This is a genomic window from Paenibacillus radicis (ex Xue et al. 2023), from assembly GCF_024722015.1.
Classification (GTDB): Bacteria; Bacillota; Bacilli; order Paenibacillales; family NBRC-103111; genus Paenibacillus_S.
In genome coordinates, this window is sequence record NZ_JANQBD010000021.1 from 71,093 (window position 1) to 93,543 (window position 22,451).

General features: G+C 47.9%; 20 protein-coding genes. 10 read left to right on the top strand and 10 right to left on the bottom strand.

Annotated elements, in window-relative coordinates:
• Positions 1-49: 49 nt before the first annotated feature.
• Positions 50-841, bottom strand: a complete 792-nt coding sequence (locus NV381_RS25945; RefSeq protein WP_258216202.1) for an HAD family hydrolase — start codon at positions 839-841, stop codon at positions 50-52.
• Positions 838-1,617, bottom strand: coding sequence for a DeoR/GlpR family DNA-binding transcription regulator (locus NV381_RS25950; RefSeq protein WP_258216203.1), 780 nt, complete (start codon positions 1,615-1,617; stop codon positions 838-840). Before NV381_RS25950 ends, NV381_RS25945 begins: the two co-directional genes overlap by 4 nt.
• Before the next feature lie 316 nt (positions 1,618-1,933).
• On the opposite strand from NV381_RS25950, the gene NV381_RS25955 reads away from it, so the two are divergent.
• Positions 1,934-3,028 carry an acyltransferase gene (locus NV381_RS25955; protein WP_258216204.1) on the top strand — a complete coding sequence of 365 codons (1,095 nt, stop codon included), beginning with the start codon at positions 1,934-1,936 and terminating at the stop codon, positions 3,026-3,028.
• Positions 3,029-3,679: 651 nt separating this feature from the next.
• Here the strand turns inward: NV381_RS25955 and NV381_RS25960 are convergent.
• The 3 genes from NV381_RS25960 to NV381_RS25970 all read right to left on the bottom strand — a co-directional run bounded on the left by NV381_RS25960 (position 3,680) and on the right by NV381_RS25970 (position 6,680).
• Positions 3,680-3,922 (bottom strand): hypothetical protein, encoded by a 243-nt coding sequence (locus NV381_RS25960; protein WP_258216205.1) that lies wholly within the window; start codon positions 3,920-3,922, stop codon positions 3,680-3,682.
• 77 nt (positions 3,923-3,999) lie between these two features.
• The gene (locus NV381_RS25965) at positions 4,000-6,201 is read right to left on the bottom strand and encodes an alpha-L-rhamnosidase (protein ID WP_258216206.1); all 2,202 of its coding nucleotides are present in this window, start codon (positions 6,199-6,201) and stop codon (positions 4,000-4,002) included.
• 14 nt (positions 6,202-6,215) lie between these two features.
• Positions 6,216-6,680 carry a hypothetical protein gene (locus NV381_RS25970; RefSeq protein ID WP_258216207.1) on the bottom strand — a complete coding sequence of 155 codons (465 nt, stop codon included), beginning with the start codon at positions 6,678-6,680 and terminating at the stop codon, positions 6,216-6,218.
• Positions 6,681-6,825: 145 nt separating this feature from the next.
• Here NV381_RS25970 and NV381_RS25975 point away from each other — a divergent pair, with 145 nt between their 5' ends.
• Positions 6,826-7,713 carry an AraC family transcriptional regulator gene (locus NV381_RS25975; RefSeq protein WP_258216208.1) on the top strand — a complete coding sequence of 296 codons (888 nt, stop codon included), beginning with the start codon at positions 6,826-6,828 and terminating at the stop codon, positions 7,711-7,713.
• Between the two features lie 23 nt (positions 7,714-7,736).
• Here the strand turns inward: NV381_RS25975 and NV381_RS25980 are convergent, their stop codons facing one another.
• Positions 7,737-8,987: a S8 family peptidase gene (locus NV381_RS25980; protein WP_258216209.1), complete on the bottom strand. Its 1,251-nt coding sequence runs from the start codon at positions 8,985-8,987 to the stop codon at positions 7,737-7,739.
• A gap of 171 nt (positions 8,988-9,158) precedes the next feature.
• Here NV381_RS25980 and NV381_RS25985 point away from each other — a divergent pair, with 171 nt between their 5' ends.
• Complete coding sequence (locus NV381_RS25985) at positions 9,159-9,443, top strand: hypothetical protein (protein WP_258216210.1); 285 nt, start codon at positions 9,159-9,161, stop codon at positions 9,441-9,443.
• 1,129 nt (positions 9,444-10,572) lie between these two features.
• Here NV381_RS25985 and NV381_RS25990 read toward each other — a convergent pair.
• A complete protein-coding gene (locus NV381_RS25990) occupies positions 10,573-10,881 on the bottom strand; it encodes a hypothetical protein (protein ID WP_258216211.1) in 309 nt (102 codons plus the stop codon).
• 174 nt (positions 10,882-11,055) lie between these two features.
• On the opposite strand from NV381_RS25990, the gene NV381_RS25995 reads away from it, so the two are divergent.
• Positions 11,056-12,393: a DRTGG domain-containing protein gene (locus NV381_RS25995; RefSeq protein WP_258216212.1), complete on the top strand. Its 1,338-nt coding sequence runs from the start codon at positions 11,056-11,058 to the stop codon at positions 12,391-12,393.
• A 12-nt stretch (positions 12,394-12,405) separates the two neighbouring features.
• Here the strand turns inward: NV381_RS25995 and NV381_RS26000 are convergent, their stop codons facing one another.
• The 3 genes from NV381_RS26000 to NV381_RS26010 form a co-directional block, all read right to left on the bottom strand.
• Complete coding sequence (locus tag NV381_RS26000; protein WP_258216213.1) at positions 12,406-12,693, bottom strand: YtpI family protein; 288 nt, start codon at positions 12,691-12,693, stop codon at positions 12,406-12,408.
• A gap of 189 nt (positions 12,694-12,882) precedes the next feature.
• Complete coding sequence (locus tag NV381_RS26005) at positions 12,883-13,383, bottom strand: hypothetical protein (protein ID WP_258216214.1); 501 nt, start codon at positions 13,381-13,383, stop codon at positions 12,883-12,885.
• A complete protein-coding gene (locus NV381_RS26010) occupies positions 13,380-13,712 on the bottom strand; it encodes a YtrH family sporulation protein (RefSeq protein ID WP_258216215.1) in 333 nt (110 codons plus the stop codon). Before NV381_RS26010 ends, NV381_RS26005 begins: the two co-directional genes overlap by 4 nt.
• Before the next feature lie 136 nt (positions 13,713-13,848).
• Between NV381_RS26010 and NV381_RS26015 the strand changes: the two genes are divergently transcribed.
• The 6 genes from NV381_RS26015 to pyk all read left to right on the top strand — a co-directional run bounded on the left by NV381_RS26015 (position 13,849) and on the right by pyk (position 22,330).
• On the top strand, positions 13,849-17,670 hold the full coding sequence (locus tag NV381_RS26015; RefSeq protein ID WP_258216216.1) for a DNA polymerase III subunit alpha: 3,822 nt from the start codon (positions 13,849-13,851) through the stop codon (positions 17,668-17,670).
• Positions 17,671-17,798: 128 nt separating this feature from the next.
• Entirely contained in the window at positions 17,799-18,308 is a 510-nt protein-coding gene (locus NV381_RS26020) for a phosphatidylglycerophosphatase A (RefSeq protein WP_258216217.1), read from the top strand.
• 144 nt (positions 18,309-18,452) lie between these two features.
• On the top strand, positions 18,453-18,644 hold the full coding sequence (locus NV381_RS26025) for a glutamate decarboxylase (RefSeq protein ID WP_133225429.1): 192 nt from the start codon (positions 18,453-18,455) through the stop codon (positions 18,642-18,644).
• A 42-nt stretch (positions 18,645-18,686) separates the two neighbouring features.
• Positions 18,687-19,610, top strand: coding sequence for an acetyl-CoA carboxylase, carboxyltransferase subunit beta (gene accD / locus NV381_RS26030; RefSeq protein WP_258216218.1), 924 nt, complete (start codon positions 18,687-18,689; stop codon positions 19,608-19,610).
• Positions 19,600-20,580, top strand: coding sequence for an acetyl-CoA carboxylase carboxyl transferase subunit alpha (gene accA / locus NV381_RS26035; RefSeq protein ID WP_258216219.1), 981 nt, complete (start codon positions 19,600-19,602; stop codon positions 20,578-20,580). Before accD ends, accA begins: the two co-directional genes overlap by 11 nt.
• Positions 20,573-22,330: a pyruvate kinase gene (gene pyk, locus NV381_RS26040; RefSeq protein ID WP_258216220.1), complete on the top strand. Its 1,758-nt coding sequence runs from the start codon at positions 20,573-20,575 to the stop codon at positions 22,328-22,330. Before accA ends, pyk begins: the two co-directional genes overlap by 8 nt.
• Positions 22,331-22,451 lie beyond the last annotated feature (121 nt).

Below are 22,451 nucleotides of genomic sequence, written 5' to 3' on the forward strand. Positions count from 1 at the left end.
TGCTGCCCATCAGTAAATACAGGCAGCAGCCTTTCCCTTAATCATCCACTTAGCTGAGGCCTAGCTTCAATGCCCAATCAATGGCATCGGCCACACTACTCACAACATAAGCTGCCTGCGACTTCACATCCGAATGGCTGGAGCTCATGGCGAAGCTGTGCGGCGTGGTTCGGAACATCGATACGTCATTGAACGAATCGCCAATACAGATGGTTTCCTCAGGCTGAATGCCTAGATGTGCTTGCAGCGCCTGCAAACCTGCTCCTTTGGAAACATGCCTCGGCATGACATCCAGACAGTTGACGTCGGCTATATAGGCATCGATCTTATCACCATGAACCGCCAGCAATTGTTCTTTGAAAGTCAACAACTTCTCTACATCACCCAAATAAGTAATTTTACAGCACATTAATTCACCGCCGAGCGCTTCCAGAGCGTGGGGCATCACTATGAGAGGGGCCAACAAATTTTGTTGGACCTTTTCATTTTCAGCGCTATGGGTGGTGACCACATAAGTATCGGGGCTGCACATCACGGTATAAAAAGGAGTTTCCTGCGCGGCAACAGCAAGCTGCCGAATCAGCTCCGTTTCAAAGCTGTCGTGCCGGATCAAGTTTTTCCCAGAGGTGTGCACGTAAGCGCCGTTCTGTGATACAGCATGCACCTCCAAGCCGATTAAATCCATAACATGACGGATTTCAGGATACATACGACCGGAAGCAAATGTAATAATAATGCCGCTTTCGATAGCTTTTCTTAATGCCTCCTGGTCCTCTATCCGAACGGTATGATCCTTTTGCATCAAAGTGCCGTCCAAGTCGCTAACTATCAGCTTGATCATGGTTGAGTCTCTCCTTTGGCTATCATGATGTCTATTTCATGCAGAAGCAGAGCTTCCTTCAATCGTTCATCCGGCTCCTGATCGGTAATGAGAATATCGATCATCTCCAAGCCAGCTATACGGTGGAATTGACGTTTGCCGAATTTCGTATGGTCAACCAACAAAATGACCTGATCGGCACGGCGCATCATTTCTCTCAGTATGTAGCCGTCCTCCTCATTCGGTGTAGTTATGCCCTCAGCTGTAATCGCACAAACTCCCAAAAAAAGCTTATGCACATAATAATCACTGAGCATTTCAATAGCGCGGGAGCCGTAAATAAACCGATGCTCCTGATGGAGTAAGCCCCCGAGCAGATGGACGGAAATGCCTTCTTTTTGATTTAAAATACCGGCAATGTCTATTGAGTTCGTAACTACAACATGACCTTTGGTATAGATTTGCTCTGCGGCGCTTTGTACGGTGGTTGAGGCATCCAGCAGCAAATATTCACCGTCATGAAGCAGAGAGGCGGCAAGCTTGCCGATCGCTTTTTTCGATTCGGTTGTAGTTTCGTCCAGAAGCCTGTCGTCGTAATTGGCGATCGATTTGGACAATGTAGACAATATAGCTCCGCCTCGGGTCCGCAATATATGGCCTTGCTCCTCCAGCTTAATAATGTCCCGGCGCGCAGTGTCACGTGAAACGTCGAACAATCCGCATATGTTCTCAGTGCTGATCCGTTTGTGCTTCTCTAAATATTGTACGATTTCAATTAGCCGCTCTTCTTGATACACCGCTCCAGTTCCCCCTAAGATAAGGTATCGAATCTACTGTATAAGTGGAATTATAAGTGGTAATCAGCTAATCTGCAATATCATTTAAGTAATAATAAGCTAATTATAAGTTATTTTAAAATATATTTAAGTAAACATAAGTATTTTTGCATAAATGTAAACGGTTGCTTAACCCTTGATACAGGCATACCTAAATGTGGTACAATGCTTGAAGATAACCTTATCATCTGGGAAACTTCGTAATCCATAAGAGGCTTATTGAATAACAGAATAACCTCTTATAACATGAATTAAGGACGGAAGGATTGGAATAGCATTGGTCAAAAAGAAATCGAAACTGGTGGAGCTGGACATCGTAAGAGCCTTCGCCATACTAGCAGTGCTTATTATTCATGGTACATCCGAGGCGACCGTAGAATTGCCTGTCGGATCAGGCTCACAAGCATTATTTCTTGCTGTTAATAAGCTGAGCAATTTTGCAGTTCCGCTATTTATTCTCCTTAGCGGATTGGTGCTCTTTTACCGTTACATCGATGATTGGAGCGGTAAACAAGCGGTTACCTTTTATTTGAAACGCGTCAAGCAAATTTTATTTCCTTATTTGATTTGGTCGGCGTTTTATTATTTGTATAATCAGTGGGTGTTCACGCCTAAACAGCTGCACTGGGATTGGGGCCAGTTTCTTGACTTGCTGCCTTGGGCAGATGCCTCGTACCATCTGTATTTTATGGTTATTATTGTTCAGTTTTACTTGCTGTTCCCGCTGTTGGTCTGGCTTTGCAGGGCGTGGAGCGGCTTTCGTAAAAGTTTGTTTTTTATAGGCATTGCGATTCAGGTGGCTTTCTACAGCTACAACCATTGGATCGAACCGTTAAACCATACGGCATCGCTATGTGTAACCTATTTCAGCCTATTTACTTTGGGCGGATATATTGGCATGAATTACGACACCTTTGCAGCATGGATTTCCAGGCATATCCGGTGGGTGCTGCCTTTAACGATTCTGCTTGGGTTGGGCTTTATGGGCTTGTTCCTGCTGGAGGTAATGACGAAGGCGGTTCTGGATAATACTTGGTACACTCTGTTGTTTAACATATATCCGATGTTCGCAGCTATGAGCTTTATATGGATTGGGCGCAAGCTTCTACAGCACTGGCCTAGAGTGAGTAAGTCGCTGCTCTCGCTGGGCGCGGTATCGTTCGGCATCTACTTGATGCATCCGGCCGTACTTACCTATTGGCGTACACATGCAGTGATCGGCAGCGGAAGTATGCTGGATTATTACGCCTATACGATCAGTGCTTTTCTGCTCAGCCTGCTTGTCCCTTGGGTGCTCATTTCCGTCTATGGGCGAATCCGAAAATCGCTGCGCTCCTCCCGCAGTCGCCCGCCGCAGCGTGGTGCAGCTTAAGAGCAGCAGCATGAGAGGGCTGTCCTAAAAGTGATGAGGGCTCTCGCCCTCTTATTGATGATTACATTGCAAAAAAACCTCTAGCCTCCACTTCTATAGTGGGTCTAGAGGTTTTTTAGATATATAAAAAAAATCAAGTGCTTTACAGCGCTAAAGTGGGAATATCCCCTCTTATGTTGCTTAAGTCATGAAGCGAGAACAGATGTTCAAAGGTTGCTTTCATTGTAAAGGAGACCAGGATACTCTGACTGCTGCCGGAAGAAAGACGATAGATGGAAATCCTCCCGTTAATCCAGCCTGGAAATCGTTTGAAAGTAAGCTAACTGGAAAAACTCCTGCTAATCTAGTTGTTATGGCTGAGATCACCCAAAATCCTTACAATTAGCAGGAGAAATTCCAGTTATAGGGCTTGAAACGCTATTTTGGTAGAAAATAACGTGACATTTTCCTGATAATTGCTTGGGGTCCGCTGGGCTGCCATGCCATGCTGGTTACGAACCCGTAACCCGTAACCCGTAACCCGTAACCCGTAACCCGTAACCCGTAACCCGTAACCCCGATACCCGCGATTAGCACTCGTTGGAAGGCGACCTCATTTCTGCTATTCACTGAGAATACCCAGGAAGGGCTATCTCAAAAGGGTAAAGAAGCCTATACATCGGTCAGAGCGGCGGTATAGCCAATAGTCATATGAGGGTTCAGCCTTTTATTCACTATAAGCGGAAGATCCGATCCTGCAGCATAGCAAGCTATGATCGGCAACAACTTTTTCTTGCTGCCGATTTGCTTTTTATTGACATTGACGAGCCAGAAGGCAGCGTCCATATCAGCGTTTGGAATGTGTCGAAGCACATCACAATAGGATAGGTGATATTTGGAGGCTGCCGACCCCATTGCCGACCGCCCCATTCGGGAATTGAACTTACCGAGGGCTGTTGGTTATTAGGCGACTGCTTATTTTAGAGGGCTGTTCAACGGCGCTGCTGCAAATATTGAAATCGATAGCTGCCCGATCCGACCAGCATCGTGACACCTTCCGCTGTTTGCTCTTGAACATGAATACCTTCCGCGAACTGAACGGAGGTTTCTCCTTCCGTCAATGATTCCAGCCGCGCATCGGGCAGCTGCACCGTAGCTGACGTATTAGGCGGGATTGTGATAGTAATGGTCAGCTCGCCATCCTCAGACAGCGCCCACTCTGACCGAATCTCTCCGTAAATCGATTCATATCTTGCTTTCACATAATCGAACCCGTAACCTGCCTTGGGGCGAATGTGAATATGCTTATAGCCCGCTTGCTTGTGATCTGTATCGATGCCGGCTACAACCTGGTAAAGCCAATCTCCAATAGCCCCATATGCGTAATGATTGAATGAATTCATATCATCGCTCCAGAAGCTTCCGTCCGTCTTAATCCCATCCCAATGCTCCCACATCGTTGTCGCACCTTTTGTCACAGGGAACAGCCAGGAAGGATAGCTTTCCTGCAATACAAGTTTAAGCGCTACGTCATGGTAACCGTTCTCCGTAAGTACATGGCATAAGTAAGGGGTTCCGACAAAACCGGTTGTCAGATGGAACTGCTGTTCCTCAATCAATTCCACCAGTGTACGGATCACGCGGCTGCGCGTTTCTCCTTCTACGAGCCCGAACATAAGCACCAGAACATGAGCGGTTTGAGTAGGCGCAACAAGTCTGCCTGCAGGAGTAATGAATTCTTGGCGGAACTGCTCTTTAATCTTATAACCTAAGCTGCGGTAGCTTTCCGCATCCTCACGTTTGCCGAGCGCTTCGGCAGCAAGGCTCAGCAAGCTGGTGGAATAATAATAAAATGCTGAAGCAATCAAATCTTTGGGCGTTGAGCCCGTGTAGCTGTCTTCCCGTGCATCCAGACCGAGCCAATCCCCGAAGTGGAAGCCGGTATTCCACAATAAGGAGTTGGCCCCCTGGCTGCGTATGTATTCTACCCAGCCCTTCATGCTGTCATATTGCTCATCAAGAATGCGCGTGTCTCCATAGCATAAGTACATCGTCCATGGACATATGACGGCTGCATCTCCCCATGCGGATGAGGAATGATTATCCTTTGAAAGAACATCGGGAATGACAAAGGGAACCCCTCCATCAGGGAATTGATCCGCTTTCAAATCTCGAACCCATTTGGTGAAAAAGGATGCCACATTCATATTGAACGCCGATGTGCGTACAAATACCTGAGCATCGCCAGTCCAGCCCAATCGTTCGTCTCTTTGCGGGCAATCCGTCGGGACATCGACAAAATTCCCTTTTTGCCCCCATAGAATGTTGTGCTGAAGCTGATTAATCAAAGGATGCGAGCATTCAAAGCTGCCTGTTTGTTCCATGTCGGAATGAATGACGCAGCCCGTAAAATGCTCAGGAAGCACCTCGCCCGGATAGCCCTCCACCTTGACGTATTGGAAGCCTTGGAAGGTGAAGCGGGGCTCGTAGCTTTCCGTTCCGTCACCTTTGCATATATAGGTTACGGTTTGCTTCGCAGATCTCAAGTTGCCTGTGTAAAAGTTTCCGTCCTTGTCCAGCACTTCCGCATGCTTAAGCGTGATCGTTTGCCCAGCTTCGCCCTTTACCGTAAATCGAATCCACCCAACCATGTTTTGTCCCATATCAAGTACGGTTTCACCGGCTGGAGTGTGCAGTACTTGAACCGGACGAATCTCCTCTGCGATCCTCATAGGTTCATTTTCTTGTGCGATTAGCAATTCCAGAGGTGAATCCACAAGAGTAACGGCTTTCCAGTTCGTGTCATCATAGCCGGAGGTGCTCCATCCGGTTACCTCCATCCGAGCGTCATACGTCTCGCCGTGGTACAGCTCTGCCATCCGGACAGGCCCTTCCGATGCTTTCCAGCTGGCATCTGTGGATAGGGTCTGCTCGCTCCCGTCAGCGTACACGATATGAAGCTGCAGAAGCCCGGCACGGTATTCACCGAAGGAGTTGCGCTGCTCCTTCCAGCCCAGGTTGCCTCTGTACCAGCCGTCGGCAAGCATCAGGCCGATGGCGTTGCCGCCTGCTTGCAGCAGTTTAGTAACGTCATACGTTTGATAGGGCTGCCTTTTCGTATAGCTGGTCCATCCTGGTGTAAGCAGCCAATCGCCAACTCGCTGACCATTGAGCTGCAGCTCATACAAGCCCAAGGAAGTGACATAGGCTACGGCTGATTTAACTTCAGCGGTAATATCAAATGCTTTACGCAGCAGGTCTGATGGCTCGACTGCTCAGTCGGTTGACCGTACATTCCGGAGATCCATTGTGCTTTCCATTCGTCCGAGCTTAAAAGTCCGGTTATCCAGTATGCAGTCTCGCTCCATACGCTTTCCTCATCGAGTGAGCTCCAAACCCGTACCCGGTACGAATATTGGGTGCTGGAGCGCAGTTGATCTCCCTCGTACTCCACATGGACGGAACGGTCGGAAATTATCTTTCCTGAGTCCCATACGAGAGGCCCTGTGAAGGCCCCGGTATTATCAGTCGAAACCTGGATTTGGTAAGCGGCTTGCTTCACATTTCTCCCGCTCGCTGCCAGCTGCCAGCTTAGCCTGGGCTTTACTACATCGATCCCGACAGGATTATTGCGATATTCACATCTAAGCTTCTTAACAATTAAATCATGCATGAGGACACCTCTTTTGGATAGGATTTGTCTTTCATTTTATTATGACAAGTGATTAAGTTAATGGGTTGTTATAGACATAGTTATAGGGCTATACTGACATTGTAACCCTTTACAAGTTGGGAGTATTTAAGGAGATTATGAGCCGATGACCATTCGTAGAACGATTGAATCGATGCATGGACAAATGTTTTTCGAACCCGACTTTCCCTTGTATGTGAACAGGGCAAGCGAGTCGTTTGAATTGCTCGAGCATTCGCATGATTTTGTGGAAATTACGTATGTAAGCGAAGGAAAAGGATTTCATTATATAAGGGATGAGATCATTGCTGTCCAAAAAGGCGATGTATTTTTCATTCCTGTTGGCACCTCGCATGTATTCAGGCCTGCGCATGCAGCGGCGAAGGACAGGCTCATCGTATACAATTGTCTTTTTCATGAGCAGCTTTTTGAACAAATGTCGCGTAATTATTCGGAGCTTCTGACTTCGGGTGATAGAGACGTTCTTTTTGCATTGCAAAAAGAAACGACATGGTTTCAGCAAAAAGAGCAGTTCGGGGATATCGGAGTATTGATGAGCCGCCTGCACAACGAATTCTCACAGGCCAAGGCGGCGCGGCGCTTCATGCTGCTATCCTATGTCATGCAGCTGCTGGTTTTGCTATACCGCTCCAGACAGCCAGCAGGGCCGTGGTCCGATTCGTTGCCTGAGAACAATCGAATGGACGAGGCACTTGGATATATTCAACAGCAGCTTCATAACCCGCCGTCGCTGCCTGAAATCGCCGCTCAAATTAACGTAGGTCCAAGGCAATTCCACCGACTGATCAAACAGGCGACGGGGCAAACCTATACGGAGTATTTGCATAACGTTAGAATTCAAAAATGCTGCGAGCTGCTGAACAGAACGAATAGTAAAATAAGTGAAATTGCCGAGCAGGCAGGATATCACGATATGAAATATTTTCACTCGCTATTCAAGAGGATAACAGGAATGTCGCCGCAGCAATTCCGCAAGCAATCGGTTATGCCATGAGGCTGAAATTTCTGCTCGATAAGCTATCTTACCCTTGAGCCCGCAGCAAAACGCATATTTAATTCACCGGTGCCTTGCGTGTTGGAAGGCAATCTCAAGGAGAATGAATTTCGCTTAATCAATGTTTTGATCTGTGACGGGCGAAGCCGTGGATTCTTCTGCAGCAGCTGGGCAACTGTTCCCGCCGTAATCGGTGCAGCAAAGCTGGTGCCGGTCAGCCGCATATATCCTTTGGGCAGGTTTCCTTGTGGAGATAAGCGACTGAGGAGAGATCCAGGAGCCCGCAGCGAAACGATATTGACGCCGGGTGCTACCGTATCCGGCTTAATTAAGCCGCCTTTAGCCGGTCCGCGGCCTGAAAATCCGGCAATTCGGTCATCTGATTGCTTGACCGTACGCCGATCATCCACCGCTCCTACCGTTATCGCCAAGGGGCTTGTTCCCGGTGAAGTGATGGAGCCTTTGGCTGGGCCTGAATTTCCGGCTGCAACGGTAACAACGATACCGGCTTTGACTGCTTTCTCGATCGCTTGGCATAGCGGGTCGTTTTTGCATGGCTCCAAAGCCAGCTTGCCAAGAGATAAATTCAGGACGCGAATACCAAGCTTTTTACGATTCGCAATGCACCATTGAATGCCTCTGATGATGGTTGAATCGAAGCCGCCGCCTTGATTATCGAGTACCTTTACAGCGACGATTTTGGCTTTTGGCGCCGTTCCTTTATACTTCCCTTTGCTTAAATAGCCGTTGCCGGCAGCATCTCCAGCTACATGCGTTCCATGGCCGTTGTCGTCATACGGTTTTTTTTTATTGCGAATAAAATCTTTAAATGACTTAATCCGGTTGTAAGGTTTCGTTAAATCCGGATGGGGAGCGACACCTGTATCAAGAACCGCAATAGTCACCCCTTGGCCGGTCAGTCGTTTTCGCTGCAAGGTGGTAGCGCCGACTGCTGGAGCTGCGATGTTAAGCTTGGTTTTGTTTTTTCGATCCAAAACGACCTTGGAAACACCTTTATGGTTACAGATGACATCCAGACAGGAAGGAGAAACATGAGCGGACCAGCCACCTACCAGCCATAATCCTCCTTTATCCAGAAAGTGATGCTTGTGCAGGCAAAGCTTTTTCATAAGCTTGGACTGATGCTTCCTGTGAGAGTCCGGGTGGCTGCCCGTGAATTGAACGATTACCGGAACGGTGGTTCGGGTTTTAGATCGTTTGCACTCAGCAACTGCACGATGCAGGGAATGCGTCATAGCAGGGTGTTTTTTCAAGGTGAATTCATCCTCCTTCTTATGCCTTCAAAATATGCAGCATGCGCGTGATGTTCTATCCCGATTACCGGATCGACCTGCCCAATTGTTGCGTCGAGCCGGGGTGCTATTTTGTTCGGCTCTCTCATACAATGTATCGTACAAGTTGTAATGAAAGGGAGGGATGATCGATTGAAAGGAACGAAAAATATTATGTATATGGGGCTGGCGTTAGGCATGCTGTTTTTTGCCGTCCCTAGATTGGATATTCACTCGGGATTTACACTGCCGACCATTTTCGGAATCGTCTGGGTGTTTTTTGCCCTTGTAATCATTGCTGCGCATTTGCATGAAATTCTTGGAGTTGATGATGAGTCCAAACGGGAGATGGCGAAGGTTAGGCATATGAAAAAATGGCAGCTGGAGCAAATGCTTCAAGGCAAACGTAAAATGCTGCAATTTAAAAAAATGCGCTGAGCGAAAAGCAACAAATAGGAACAAAAGCAACAAATAGGAACATAGGAAAAAAGCCGTTTCCCCGGATTTGCGGGAATACGGTTTATTTTACATATAAGAAAGATCAAGTGCCTTACAGCACTAAAGTGAGATGCCCTTTCTAACATTAAGTTTGCCGAGGGTACCCTATTTATCTCGCAAGACAAGCTGCCTGTAAGATTGAAATGTATCCTCGATGAAAGAGTTTCGGATCAGAAAGCTTTTCGAAGGAATGAAGAATGAGTGAGTAACCTGTCTACCTTGCTTAGATTAGACCTACATTAGAACTTAAGATCATTAAATGCACCCCATGATTATAGGGATAGCGGAGATGAACCCTGGAGGATTTTGTACGGAACTGAAAGTTCCGTTATTCCATCTGGCGCCTCCAATCCGGGGCGATAGCGGAAGCGGGAATTCCGTTATGTTGGCTGAATGGAGCATTTATGCACAAAAACAGAGCAATAACGGAACTAGCTGTTCCCGTATCACTCTGATTTTTGGTCTTTTCAGGCGATAAAGGAACAATTACTTCCGCATTGCCCTTCACTTCTGCAATACCCTACACTTCCGTGGATGCAATACTGGCGTGTTGTTTAGGGTTATGTGCAGGTGATCTCTGCGCTAAAATATAGCGAAGCTAACCGTACATGGAACACCAGCAGAGAAGTTCATGGTTATCAATAACGGTTCGAAGACCGGCATAGGGGAGTAAGGAAGCGGCGCAAAGCACAGAGTAGAACAAAAGAGGGAATCCGGTGTGGGGTGGAGGAGTGTAAGCGTCTACCCTGATCGTCACCTCCGGTAACTGCTCGGGTATGCGACCTGCCTTAGAAGCTCATGTTCCTCCCGCTGCAAGCCTTCCATTCCAAGAAACACGACTTCAACAGCGGCCGTAATCCCACATCCATCCCTCCAAAGCATACAAAAGTAGATCGTACACCAAGGACTCTGTAAGGCTTTTTCTTATAATATCAGACTTTATAGTTTTCAGCGGAGCTGAACAAGCCTGATATTGCAAGAAAAGCTACAATTTAGACACGAGTGTATCTTCCTCGAAAGGGCTACCATCAGAAGCTTTTCTTATTTGTGATAATGAAAGGGCTTCTTCTCAGAGCAATAAAGTGATGGCGAGCAGATTGTACAATACCAGAGGAAGAATTACGTTGTTATAAGCGTAAGGATTGGCGAATGCGCGCACATGTCCTTCCAGTGGCCGTAAGTATAAGTGGGAGTCATCGAAATGGATGATATAACCATGGTACACTTGCCCTTGAACCGTTTGTACCTGAACCGGATGGTTCATGTGTTTGGCGCAAAGCCCATGGACATGATCTTTCAATTTGTTCATAGATTCCCACACTGTAGGGTCCATTTGATACAACGGTTGATTCTGTACAGCTGTTGGTTGATTATACATTCGGTCGTGCACCTCCAAAAGTTTCTACTCCATCCTATGCGAATGCCTAGTTTTGGTTCATATTTTTAACGAAATGAGCAATTTGATTATTACAAGCGCTTTTGTTTCATTCAAATAGAGCTTATAATAAGTGATACAGAATAATACAGTATTGTGAAACGGGGTGTAACAGTTTTGGAGCAATCAACGCAGGAAGCAGCTACCAAGCATGAACAAATTTTAAAATATATCGAGGGTCTTAAGATAGGTTCCAAAATCTCGGTTCGGAAAATAGCTGAAAAGCTTGAGGTTAGTGAAGGGACAGCCTACCGTGCCATAAAGGAAGCGGATAATCTTGGTCTAGTCAGCACCAAAGAGAGGGTCGGAACCATCCGTGTAGAAAAAAAACTGCGTGATAACATAGACAAGCTAACCTTTGCTGAGGTTGTTAATATCGTGGACGGGGAAGTGCTCGGCGGTCTGGATGGACTGCAAAAGACATTGAACAAGTTTGTTATCGGGGCGATGCAGCAGGATGCTATGATGCGTTATATTGATCCGGGCAGCTTGCTCATTGTAGGAAACCGCAGTAAAGCCCATACATGTGCACTGGAGCAAGGGGCGGGTGTGTTAATTACAGGAGGCTTTGGCACTAGCGATGAGGTGAAAAAGCTGGCGGACGAGCTGGACCTGCCTATAATATCGAGCAGCTATGACACCTATACAGTGGCATCGATGATTAATAGAGCTATTTATGACCGTCTCATCAAGAAAAAAATACTGCTTATCGAGGATATTGTACCTCCGCAAATGCAGGTTATGGTTCTTAAGGGCCATCATATGCTGAAGGATTGGCAGCAGCTTCACGAACAGACAGGACATAGCCGATTTCCCGTAGTTGATGAATGGAACCGATTGACAGGGATGATTACCTCCAAGGATTTGATTGGAGCACAGCCGGAGCAGACGATGGATAAGCTGATGACGCGCAATCCGCTGACAGCTGCTCTTAACACTTCAGTAGCCTCTGCTGCCCATATGATGGTGTGGGAGGGCATAGATCTATTGCCGGTGATTGATACGAATCGCAAAGTAATGGCGGTTATCAGTCGCAAGGACGTGCTTAAAGCGATGCAGCAAATCCAACGCCAGCCGCAAAACGGCGAAACGTTTGAGGATTTGATCTGGTCCGGGTTTGAGGAGGAGCGAAGCAAGGAAGGGCAGACGGTTTACCGGGGCTTGATTACGCCTCAGATGACCAATCAGCTCGGGACAGTCTCAGAGGGGGTATTGACGATTCTGATGACGCAAGCGGCTTATCATGTTGTACAAAATGTGAAGAAGGGCGACCTCGTGATGGACAACATGTCCTCTTATTTTGTAAAGCCGGTGCAAATCGACAGCCAAATCGAAATCCATCCCAAAATAATTGAGGTCAGCCGCAAATTCGGAAAAATTGATGTGGGAATTTATCACGGCCCGACATTAGTAGCCAAAGCCATGCTGACCGCCCAATTCATCGATCAGGTTTAAGCTCGAGAATGTCTACAGCTTGCTATAAGCGCTATGATTGCGCAGACCCGCGAACAGGTTAAACAGGCCAAGCAGAAAGCAAATGGTGCCAAAAACGCGGCGCAGGTTAGAATCTGTAAAGAAAAACAGCTGGGAAACAGCGATAACAACAAGCATTGCACCCATCGCAATGTTCATGCGTGCCGCATAAATCCCGCGAAGCTTGGGATCCTGGTTTCTCCTTGACCGAAAGCTGTAATAGACCGATAAAATTAATGGAACAAAAATAAATATAGGTAACAAAGCTTGGAGAATTTCCATCACAGGCACATCCTTTTATTCATTTCTTAGTTGTATCCATGGTGTGGCGCAGAAATGACGTCCAAACTGGATCTTTATTAATGTAACGATTTTTGTTGGGAAATGCAACGAGGCTAGCTAATAAAGAGCGGCCGCAGTGATCCGCGACTCCCCCTAAAGCTGTTCTCATTTTTGTGTTCTCAATATTGCCTATGGGACGGTGCGCCTCCATTCCTTTGCTGTGACCCATACCTTAAGCTCTGTATGGATTAACAGCATGATTTTAACATTGACGGTATAATCCTTATCCTGAATGGCATGGTACGTTTTCTGGGCCAGCAGTCGTTGATACACATGGGGCGATTCTGCAAAATAAGTTATTTTTTGCCCCTTGACGACACTGAGATCATTGCGCAGGCGGCGTTCGATTTCCTGTTCGGTTACCTTATCGAGAGGATCGAGATCTCCCGATTCCACGGTGACATCAATTTGATTGATTGTGCTTTGCTGATTTTTGCTTTTTTTATACGAATTATTGTCTTGAATAAGCTTTTCATTCTCAGCCTGGAGCTCTTTATTTTTTATAAGTACCGTATTAAGATGGTGATGATAAATTGCAGTAAATACAGCGCAGCCGATAATGCCCCCGGCAATAAGCAGGCCCGTTGCTTTCATCAGCCCGGTAAACTGTTCAAAGGGCGGTACCTTCAATTGCCGCTGCCTCCTTTACAAATCCATTGAATGAGTGTCGTGCCTGAGTGGGCTCCTATAAAAGCAAATACGATATATAAAATTTGTTTGATCGCGGGCGACATATAGCCTTCAACCAAGTTGCTTTCGATTACACGAATGGGGTCGATCGTCCCGCCTACTGCAGCTACCAGCGCCCAGATTTTGATCTGCTCCGAGATTAGCAGCATTCGGGTTGTAGGCGGTTCCATAATAAATACGGCTGCTATCCCGCCAAGCATAGTTCCTCCAAGAACAACTCCGAACGCCACAAAAAAATCGACTACGCATTTTGTTAAAAAGCTTGACATTCCTCGTTCCCATCCTTCCTTTATTACCGCGCATGATGTCCTGCTTGTCTAATCTATGGTACAAGTGTTCGTATTATGATAAAATAAAAGAAATATTTTTGGCGGCATAAGGATTACCAACAAGGGGGTGGAGCGGGTGAGCGATTTTGTCCATCTGCATGTACATAGCGAATATAGTTTGCTGGATGGTGCGGCGCGCATCGATGATCTGGTTGGACGGGCGGCCGACCTCGGAATGAAGGCGTTGGCGTTGACCGACCATGGCGTCATGTATGGAGCCATACCTTTCTATAAAGCTTGCAAGCAGCGCGGTATCAAGCCGATTATCGGCTGCGAGGTTTACTACACGGCAGGCTCGCTTCGGGATAAAGGGGCTCGGAAGGACCAGCCGATTTATCATTTAATATTGCTCGCCAAGAATCATACCGGCTATCAAAACCTGATGAAGCTGTGCTCAATAGGACATTTGGAGGGACATCATTACAAGCCTCGGATTGACCTTAAGCATTTGGCTGAATATTCGGAAGGGCTTATTTGCACCAGCTCATGTCTTGGAAGTGAAGTTTCCCAGCACTTGCTTCATGACCGTTACGAGGAGGCCAAGTTTGCTGCGCTTCGTTACAAGGACATTTTTGGTGATGATTTTTTCTTGGAGCTTCAGGATCATGGATTGATGGAGCAGAAAAAAGTGATGCAAAGCATGCTCCAATTGAGCGAGGATACAGGCATTCCGTTGATCGCGACCAATGACGTTCACTATGTTCGTGAGCCGGATCATGCGGTCCAGGATATTCTGATTTGCATAGGGACAGGCAAGACGGTAGATGATACGGAACGGCTGCGCTTCCATTCAAGCCAGCTGTATTTGAAAAGCGAAGAAGAGATGAAGCGTCTGTTCCCTCATGTGCCGCAGGCGATAGAAAATAGTCGAATCGTGGCAGAACGATGTGAGCTGGAGCTCGAATTCGGCCGTTCGATCCTGCCGCAGTTCGAGCCTATTCCACCCAATGCGACAGCAGGCAGTTATCTTGCTGAATTGTGTCAGACAGGGCTTGAGGAGCGTTACGGGAATGTCGAAGCGTGGCTGGAATCAGAGGATAACAGCTACCGCAAGCAGCTTGAGGAAAGACTCCATTATGAGTTATCTGTAATTGAACGAATGGGCTTTTCCGATTATTTTTTAATTGTTTGGGATTTTATCCGTTTCGCTCATCAGCAAGGCATCGTAACAGGTCCGGGCCGGGGTTCCTCTGCTGGCAGCCTGGTAGCCTATGTACTGAAGATCACGGATGTAGACCCGATCCGTTATCATTTATTGTTTGAACGATTCCTTAATCCGGAACGGATTTCGATGCCCGATATAGATATTGATTTTAGCGATTTGCGCCGTGACGAGGTTATAGATTATGTGGTGGACAAATATGGACGCGATCGGGTAGCCCAAATTATTACATTCGGAACTATGGCGGCGAAGGCGGCTGTTCGCGATGTGGGCAGAGTGCTGAATATTCCTTATGGAGAAGTGGATCGCGCTGCCAAGATGATACCGTCTCAGCTCGGGATGACATTGGCGGAGGCTATCGAAGCCAATCCCGATTTGAAAGCTCTTGCCGCGAGACAGCCGAAGACAGCGCAGCTGCTGGAGATCGCGATGAAGGTTGAGGGGATGCCCCGGCATGCTTCTACGCACGCAGCAGGAGTAATTATTTCCCGGGAGCCGCTGACACAATATGTACCGCTGCAGGAAGGCAATGAGCAGACTGCATTGACCCAGTATTCAATGGAGCATTTGGAAGCGATTGGACTGCTCAAAATGGATTTTCTTGGCTTGCGAACCTTGTCTATTATCGAGCGTACGCTCCAATGGATCAAAGAGCAGACAGGGGAATCGGTAGATTTCCACAAGATTCCCATGGATGACCCTGCAACCTATGAACTGCTAAGCCGTGGCGACACAACAGGTGTATTTCAGCTGGAGTCGGCTGGAGTACGCCGGGTGCTGAAGGATTTAAGGCCTTCGGATTTCGAGGATATTATTTCAGTGGTAGCGTTATATCGCCCGGGTCCAATGGATTTTATTCCACGGTATATCGGGTGCAAGCATGGCGAGCTGGAAGTGGAATATCCACATCCTTTATTGGAGCCGATTCTTGGAGATACATACGGAATTATCGTGTATCAGGAGCAAATCATGCAGATTGCTTCCAAAATGGCGGGCTTCAGCCTCGGAGAGGCCGATTTGCTGCGGCGTGCAGTCAGCAAGAAGAAGCGCGAAGTGCTGGACGAGGAGCGCGCGCATTTCGTAAAGGGCAGCGTGAGCGAAGGCTTTAGTGAAACGGAGGCGAACAAGGTGTACGACATGATCGTACGCTTCGCTGACTATGGTTTCCCCCGCGCGCATGCGACAGCTTACGGCGTTCTGGCGTTCCAGACCGCTTATTTGAAGGCGCATTATCCGGTCCAATTTATGGCTGCTATGCTGACAGCCGTAATGGGCAGCCACAATAAGGTGGCTGAATATGTGGACGAATGCCGCCGCATGGGCATCGTCGTGCTGCCGCCCGACGTCAATGAGAGCGGCATCGTGTTTACGCCTGCGGCGCAGCCGAGCCTCGCAGGCGGCAGTGCCGCTGCTGACGCCGAGGGCGCATCCGGCGTGGATGCAGCTGCAGCGCAATCGCGCGCGGGCGCGATTCGCTTCGGGCTCGCCGCGATCAAGAACGTCGGCACGCATGCGATCGAGTCGATCATGCAGGAGCGCGGCAGCGGCCCCTACAAGAGTTTGCTCGACCTGTGCCGGCGGGTCGATCTGCGCGTGTGCAATAAGCGGGTGCTTGAGTCGCTTATTCAAGGCGGAGCCGCCGACTCGCTGACTGGACACCGGGCTCAAAAGCTGGCGATGCTCGAAGAGACGATTGAAGCTGCTGTCAAATGGCGCAAGGAGCGGGATGACTTGCAGCTGCATTTGTTCGGGTTCGTCGAGGACGTTCACTGGGAGGTCGAATATCCGGAGATTCGTCCCTTTACGATGACCCAGCAACTGGAGCTGGAGCGAGAGCTGTTGGGACTTTACATCTCTGGCAGTCCGTTGGATGACTATGAAGCGGTGCTGCGGGTGATTGAGGTTGATATGCTCCATCAGCTGCAGGAGCTGCCTGACAACAGCGAGGTGATTGTAGCGGGATTGGTGCTGTCCAACAAGACGATAGTGACCAAGAAAGGCCAGCCCATGGCTTTCATGGAGCTGGAGGACCGTGTAGCCAAGGTGGAGGTCGTATTGTTTCCGGAAGCTTGGAAGCAGTTCGCGCCACTCGTCCAGAAGGGGAATCCCGTTCTGGTCCGGGCCAAGCTGCAGCAGGGGGACGAGGATATTAAGCTGTTTGCCGATCAGCTGGTAGCGCTGAGTGATCCTCAGCTGCAGCTGAAGGCTGTGCGCCGCCCTGCGGCGCATAATGCTTCCGCCCGCACTGGCGGCGATCGTGCAGCTCCTGCCGGCACTGGGGGCCGCTCTGCGGCTCCCAGCCGCCAAGCGCAAGCTTCGCCGCAGCCACAGGCCCGCGAAGGCGCTGCCGCGCCGCGCGTGGCTTCGTCCGGCCAGACGGCGCGTCCGCCTCAGTCTGGCTCCGCTGCACGGCCGAATTCGCCGGGCCGAGCAGTAAGTCCCGCGGCCGCTGACCAGCCGACCAGATCGGCCGCTCCGGCAGGCACGTCCTCATCGACGGCATCGCGTCCGCAGCGGGTGTATGTCAAAATCTCGGCTGATCATGAGCAGCCGCAAGTATTGACAGCTCTGAAGCAGCTGCTTGCAGAGCAAGGAGGACCCTTGTCCGTTATTCTGTATTATGAGAAAAGCCAAAAAACGTTGGGCTTGAGCGATCAATATAAAGTGAAGCCTTCACCGAAGCTGTTCCAGGCCATTGAAGAGCTGCTTGGCAAAGAATCCGTGAAAGTGAAATAATTTTTTTACTTACAAAATCGTTGAGCTTCGCAATAAACTAATAAATTATGATATTATAAATCGCTGCTCCTCCGCATACATTTAGTAACCCGGAAGGTCATTCCGAGTTATGGAGGAGGCGATGTCACATGTCCCATCAGCACATAGTGGAAAGCTTGGGAAGACGGGGAGTCACCGTTGAGAAGGTGGCCGATATCGTTTACAAGCTGCAGTTTCCTTACAATCCGCAGCTGCAAAAGGAAGACTGCATCGACAGCGTCCTTACCGTTTTGAAAAAGCGAGAAGTGCAATATACCTTATATACAGGCATTGCTTTGGATGAATTGGCTGAACAAAAGCTGCTTCCTGAGCCGCTGCAATCCATTATGGAACGTGATGAATCCTTGTATGGTGTCGATGAGACGTTGGCTCTCGGTATTGTACATGTCTATGGTATGATTGGCCTAACCAGCTTTGGCTATTTGGATAAAGAAAAGATGGGAATTATACGGGAGCTCAATGACCACCCAAGCGGTATTCATGTATTTCTTGATGATTTAGTTGCCGGCCTTGCCGCTGCAGCATCCGCACGTATAGCTCACAGGCATCAAGATGAAATGGATCTGGATGTGCCGCATACGAAAGACGAACCAACATAAAGGGATGATTATATACCTGCGGCCGCTCTGACGGGAGCTGGCCTCGGTATTTCCATACACATTATAATTAGCAATAAGCCTTTGTTGCGGGAAAAAGAGAAGATATGATATTATTAGTGCATTATGTTCAGGAGGTCTTTTTTCATGTGGACCGTTATTTATATAGCTCCGACAGCGAAAATTGCGGATAGAATCAAGACGAAACTGACAGAAGAGGGCTTTCTTGTCCAGGTGCGGGCCATTAATATGACGAAAAACCAGTTTGAAATTGTAGTCCCTGAAGGTGAACTGGAAGAGGTTCAAGATGTGCTGAATTCCATTTTGCATAGATCTTAGATGGACCGCATTTGAACATCAACCGCAAGCGAGGTGCAGATCGTGCAATTTAAAGATTTATTTCAGAAGAAGAGAAAGTACGCCACAATACCAGGCTCGGATAGACCTGTTCAGCGTGCGGCGGATGGTGTGAAAATAGTTCCTGAGGACAAGCCAAGAAGGGAAATTCCTGAAGGCTTAATGAATAAATGTCCGAAGTGCGCCACCATTCAATTTACTAAGGAATTGGACAAAAACCTTAAGGTTTGTACAGCCTGTGGTTATCATTTCAAATTAAATGCGGTCGAGCGCATTCAGTTGGTTATGGATGAGGGCCGTTTTTTTGAATATGATAGTGAAATGATTTCAGAGGATCCGCTTGAATTTCCGGATTATGTGAACAAATACAATAAAGCTACGGAAGCTACTGGCATGAGTGACGCGGTTATTACAGGCGAAGGAACTATAGGCGGTTTTCCGGTCATCGTTGCTGTAATGAGCTTCGATTTTATGGGCGGCTCTCTTGGTTCTGTTGTCGGTGAGAAAGTGACGATAGCTATTGAGCATGCCATTCAGAAGAAATATCCGTTGATTGTATTCTCCACCTCCGGGGGAGCCCGCATGCAGGAGAGTATACTCAGCTTGATGCAAATGGCCAAGACAAGCGCAGCCATAGCTCAGTTGAATGAACAAGGCGGCTTGTTTATTTCGGTAATTACAGATCCGACCTTCGGAGGCGTTTCGGCTAGTTATGCGATGCTTGGTGATTACATTATTGCTGAGCCTGGAGCAGCCTTCGGTTTTACCGGGCGCCGGGTTATTGAACAGACGATCCGTCAGAAGCTTCCGGATAACTTCCAGACAGCAGAGTTCAACTTAAAGCATGGTCATGTGGATATGGTAGTAGCCCGTAAGGAAATTAAAGGCACGCTAGTTAGACTATTGGATATGCACGTAGTGAAGGGGGATGTGGCAAATGGCGGGTGAATTGCCCTTTGAGCAGCCGCTTCTTGAGCTAAAGGCCAAAATTGAGGAGCTTAGGAAATTCGGCTCTGATAAGCAAATGGACTTCTCGGATGAAATAGCCCGATTGGAGCAGCGCTACGAGCAGCTGGCTGCTCAGCTATACAGCAGCATGTCGACCTCTGAGAAAATGCAGCTGGCTCGTCATCCTCAGCGTCCAACGACTTTGGATTACATACAGCTTATTTTTACAGATTTTATGGAGCTGCATGGCGATAGGTTATATGGTGACGACTTGGCTATCGTCGGTGGATTGGCGCGTTTGAACGGAATACCGGTAACGGTGGTCGGCCATCAAAAGGGTAAGGATACGAAGGATAATATTGCAAGACACTTCGGTATGCCTCATCCTGACGGACTGCGTAAAGGCTTGCGATTAATGAAACAAGCGAACAAGTTTAAACGTCCTATCATTACTTTTATCGATACGCCTGGAGCTTATCCCGGCAGCGCAGCTGAAGAGCGTGGACAAAGCGAAGCAATTGCCAGAAATCTAATGGAAATGGCTTCTTTTGGAGTTCCAATTCTATGTGTAGTTATCGGGGAAGGCGGAAGCGGAGGCGCGCTTGCATTAGGAGTAGGCAACCGGGTCTTTATGCTGGAGAACGCGATTTATTCAGTTAGTACGCCTGAGGCGGCTTCATCGATCCTATATAAAGATGCATCAAGGTCAGGGGAAGCAGCTGATGCCATGAAAATCACTGCGGAGCATATTTTAAATCTTGGCGTTATCGACGGGATTATCCAAGAACCACGCGGAGGAGCCCACCGTGATGTCCAATCATTGGCTCTGGAGATTAAACAAACCTTAATAAAGCATTTGCAGGAACTAACGGCTCTTACAGAGAAAGAACTAGTCGAAGATCGGTATAAAAAGTTCAGACAAATCGGAAGGTTTACTTACATTCAGGAGGGTAATCATAATCATGCGTAAAACGAAAATTGTATGTACAATCGGTCCGGTGAGCGAATCACTGGACATGTTCAAAAAGCTTATAAATGCAGGTATGAACGTAGCTAGACTGAACTTCTCACACGGCGACTTTGAAGAGCACGGCAACCGGATCAAGAATGTACGCCAAGCTTCTCAGGAATTGGATAAAATCGTAGCCATCCTGTTGGATACCAAGGGACCGGAGATTCGTACAGGCAAGCTGAAGGATGACCAGAAGGTTGAGCTTGTTCAAGACAACTTTATTACACTGACAACAGAAGAAATTGTTGGGGACGCTGAGCGTGTTCATATTACGTATAAAGATTTGCCGAAGGATGTTAAAATTGGTGCGACCATTTTAATTGACGATGGTTTGATCGGTTTGGAAGTTGCGGATGTGAACAGCACCGAAATCAAATGCCGTATCGTTAACGGGGGTCTGTTGGGCGGTAAGAAGGGCGTTAATGTACCTGGCGTGAAAATCAATTTGCCTGGTATTACGGAAAAGGACGCTAATGATATAGTGTTTGGTATTGAGCAGGGGGTAGATTTCATCGCTGCTTCATTCGTGCGCAAAGCGAGTGACGTTATTGAGATTCGTGAAATTCTGGAACGTCACAATGCCAACCATATTCAGATTATTTCCAAAATCGAAAACCAAGAGGGTGTCGATAATTTGGATGAAATCCTTGAGGTTTCGGATGGTTTGATGGTAGCGCGTGGTGACCTTGGAGTTGAGATTCCTGCTGAAGATGTGCCGATCGTACAAAAGGCAATGATCAAAAAATGTAACCAGGCGGGTAAACCGGTTATTACAGCTACTATGATGTTGGATTCGATGCAGCGCAACCCGCGTCCGACTCGTGCGGAAGCAAGTGACGTGGCGAATGCGATTTTTGATGGAACGGATGCTGTTATGCTGTCAGGCGAAACGGCTGCTGGGAAATACCCGATTGAGTCCGTTTTGACTATGGCCAAAATTTCTGAGCGTGCAGAAGCGGCGCTTGAGCATCGCGAAATTTTCATTCGTCAAAGCAATGCACAGCAAAAAACAGTTACCGAAGCAATCAGCCAAGCGGTAGCCAGCTCAGCTTTGGATTTGGAAGCGAGAGCGATTTTGACAGCTACGGAAAGCGGATATACGGCACGTATGGTTTCCAAATACCGTCCGAAAGCTCCAATCATTGCCGTTACTCCAATTGATCATGTTTTGCGCCGTCTATCGTTGGTATGGGGTGTTGTGCCAATTAAAGGTGAAGACTGCAAAACGACGGACGAGCTGTTCGAGCATGCAGTAGACAGCAGTGTAAAAGCCGGCCATGTTAGCCTTGGCGATACAGTTGTCATTACGGCAGGCGTACCTGTAGGCCGCTCGGGAACAACAAACATAATTAAAGTTCACCAAATTGGTGAAATGATTGCCAAGGGTCAAGGTATTGGAACACAAATCGCTACCGGCAAGGTTGTCGTTGCCCGCACTGCACAAGAAGCTAATGCCAAAGCGGTGGAAGGCTGCATTCTTGTTACCTTAACTACGGACAAGGAATACATCCCTGCCATTGAGAAAGCTTCTGCAATCATTACAGAGACAGGCGGCATTACTTCCCACGCGGCAGTTGTCGGCATCAGCTTGAGCAAGCCTGTTATTGTTGGTGTTGATGGCGCTTTGGAGCTCATCAGAGACGGTGTAGAGGTATCGATCTATCCGGAAGTAGGCGTAATCTATTCGGGTCGTGCACGCGTCCTATAATAGAAGCTAGGGCGTTGTAGCTTCCCCCCAAGAGTGAAGTCGAGTCTATACATCGGTTTCACTCTTTTTTTTTTACTCATGACCAATAGATTTCTTGCGATATCTCTAAGGGGGTTCCTAT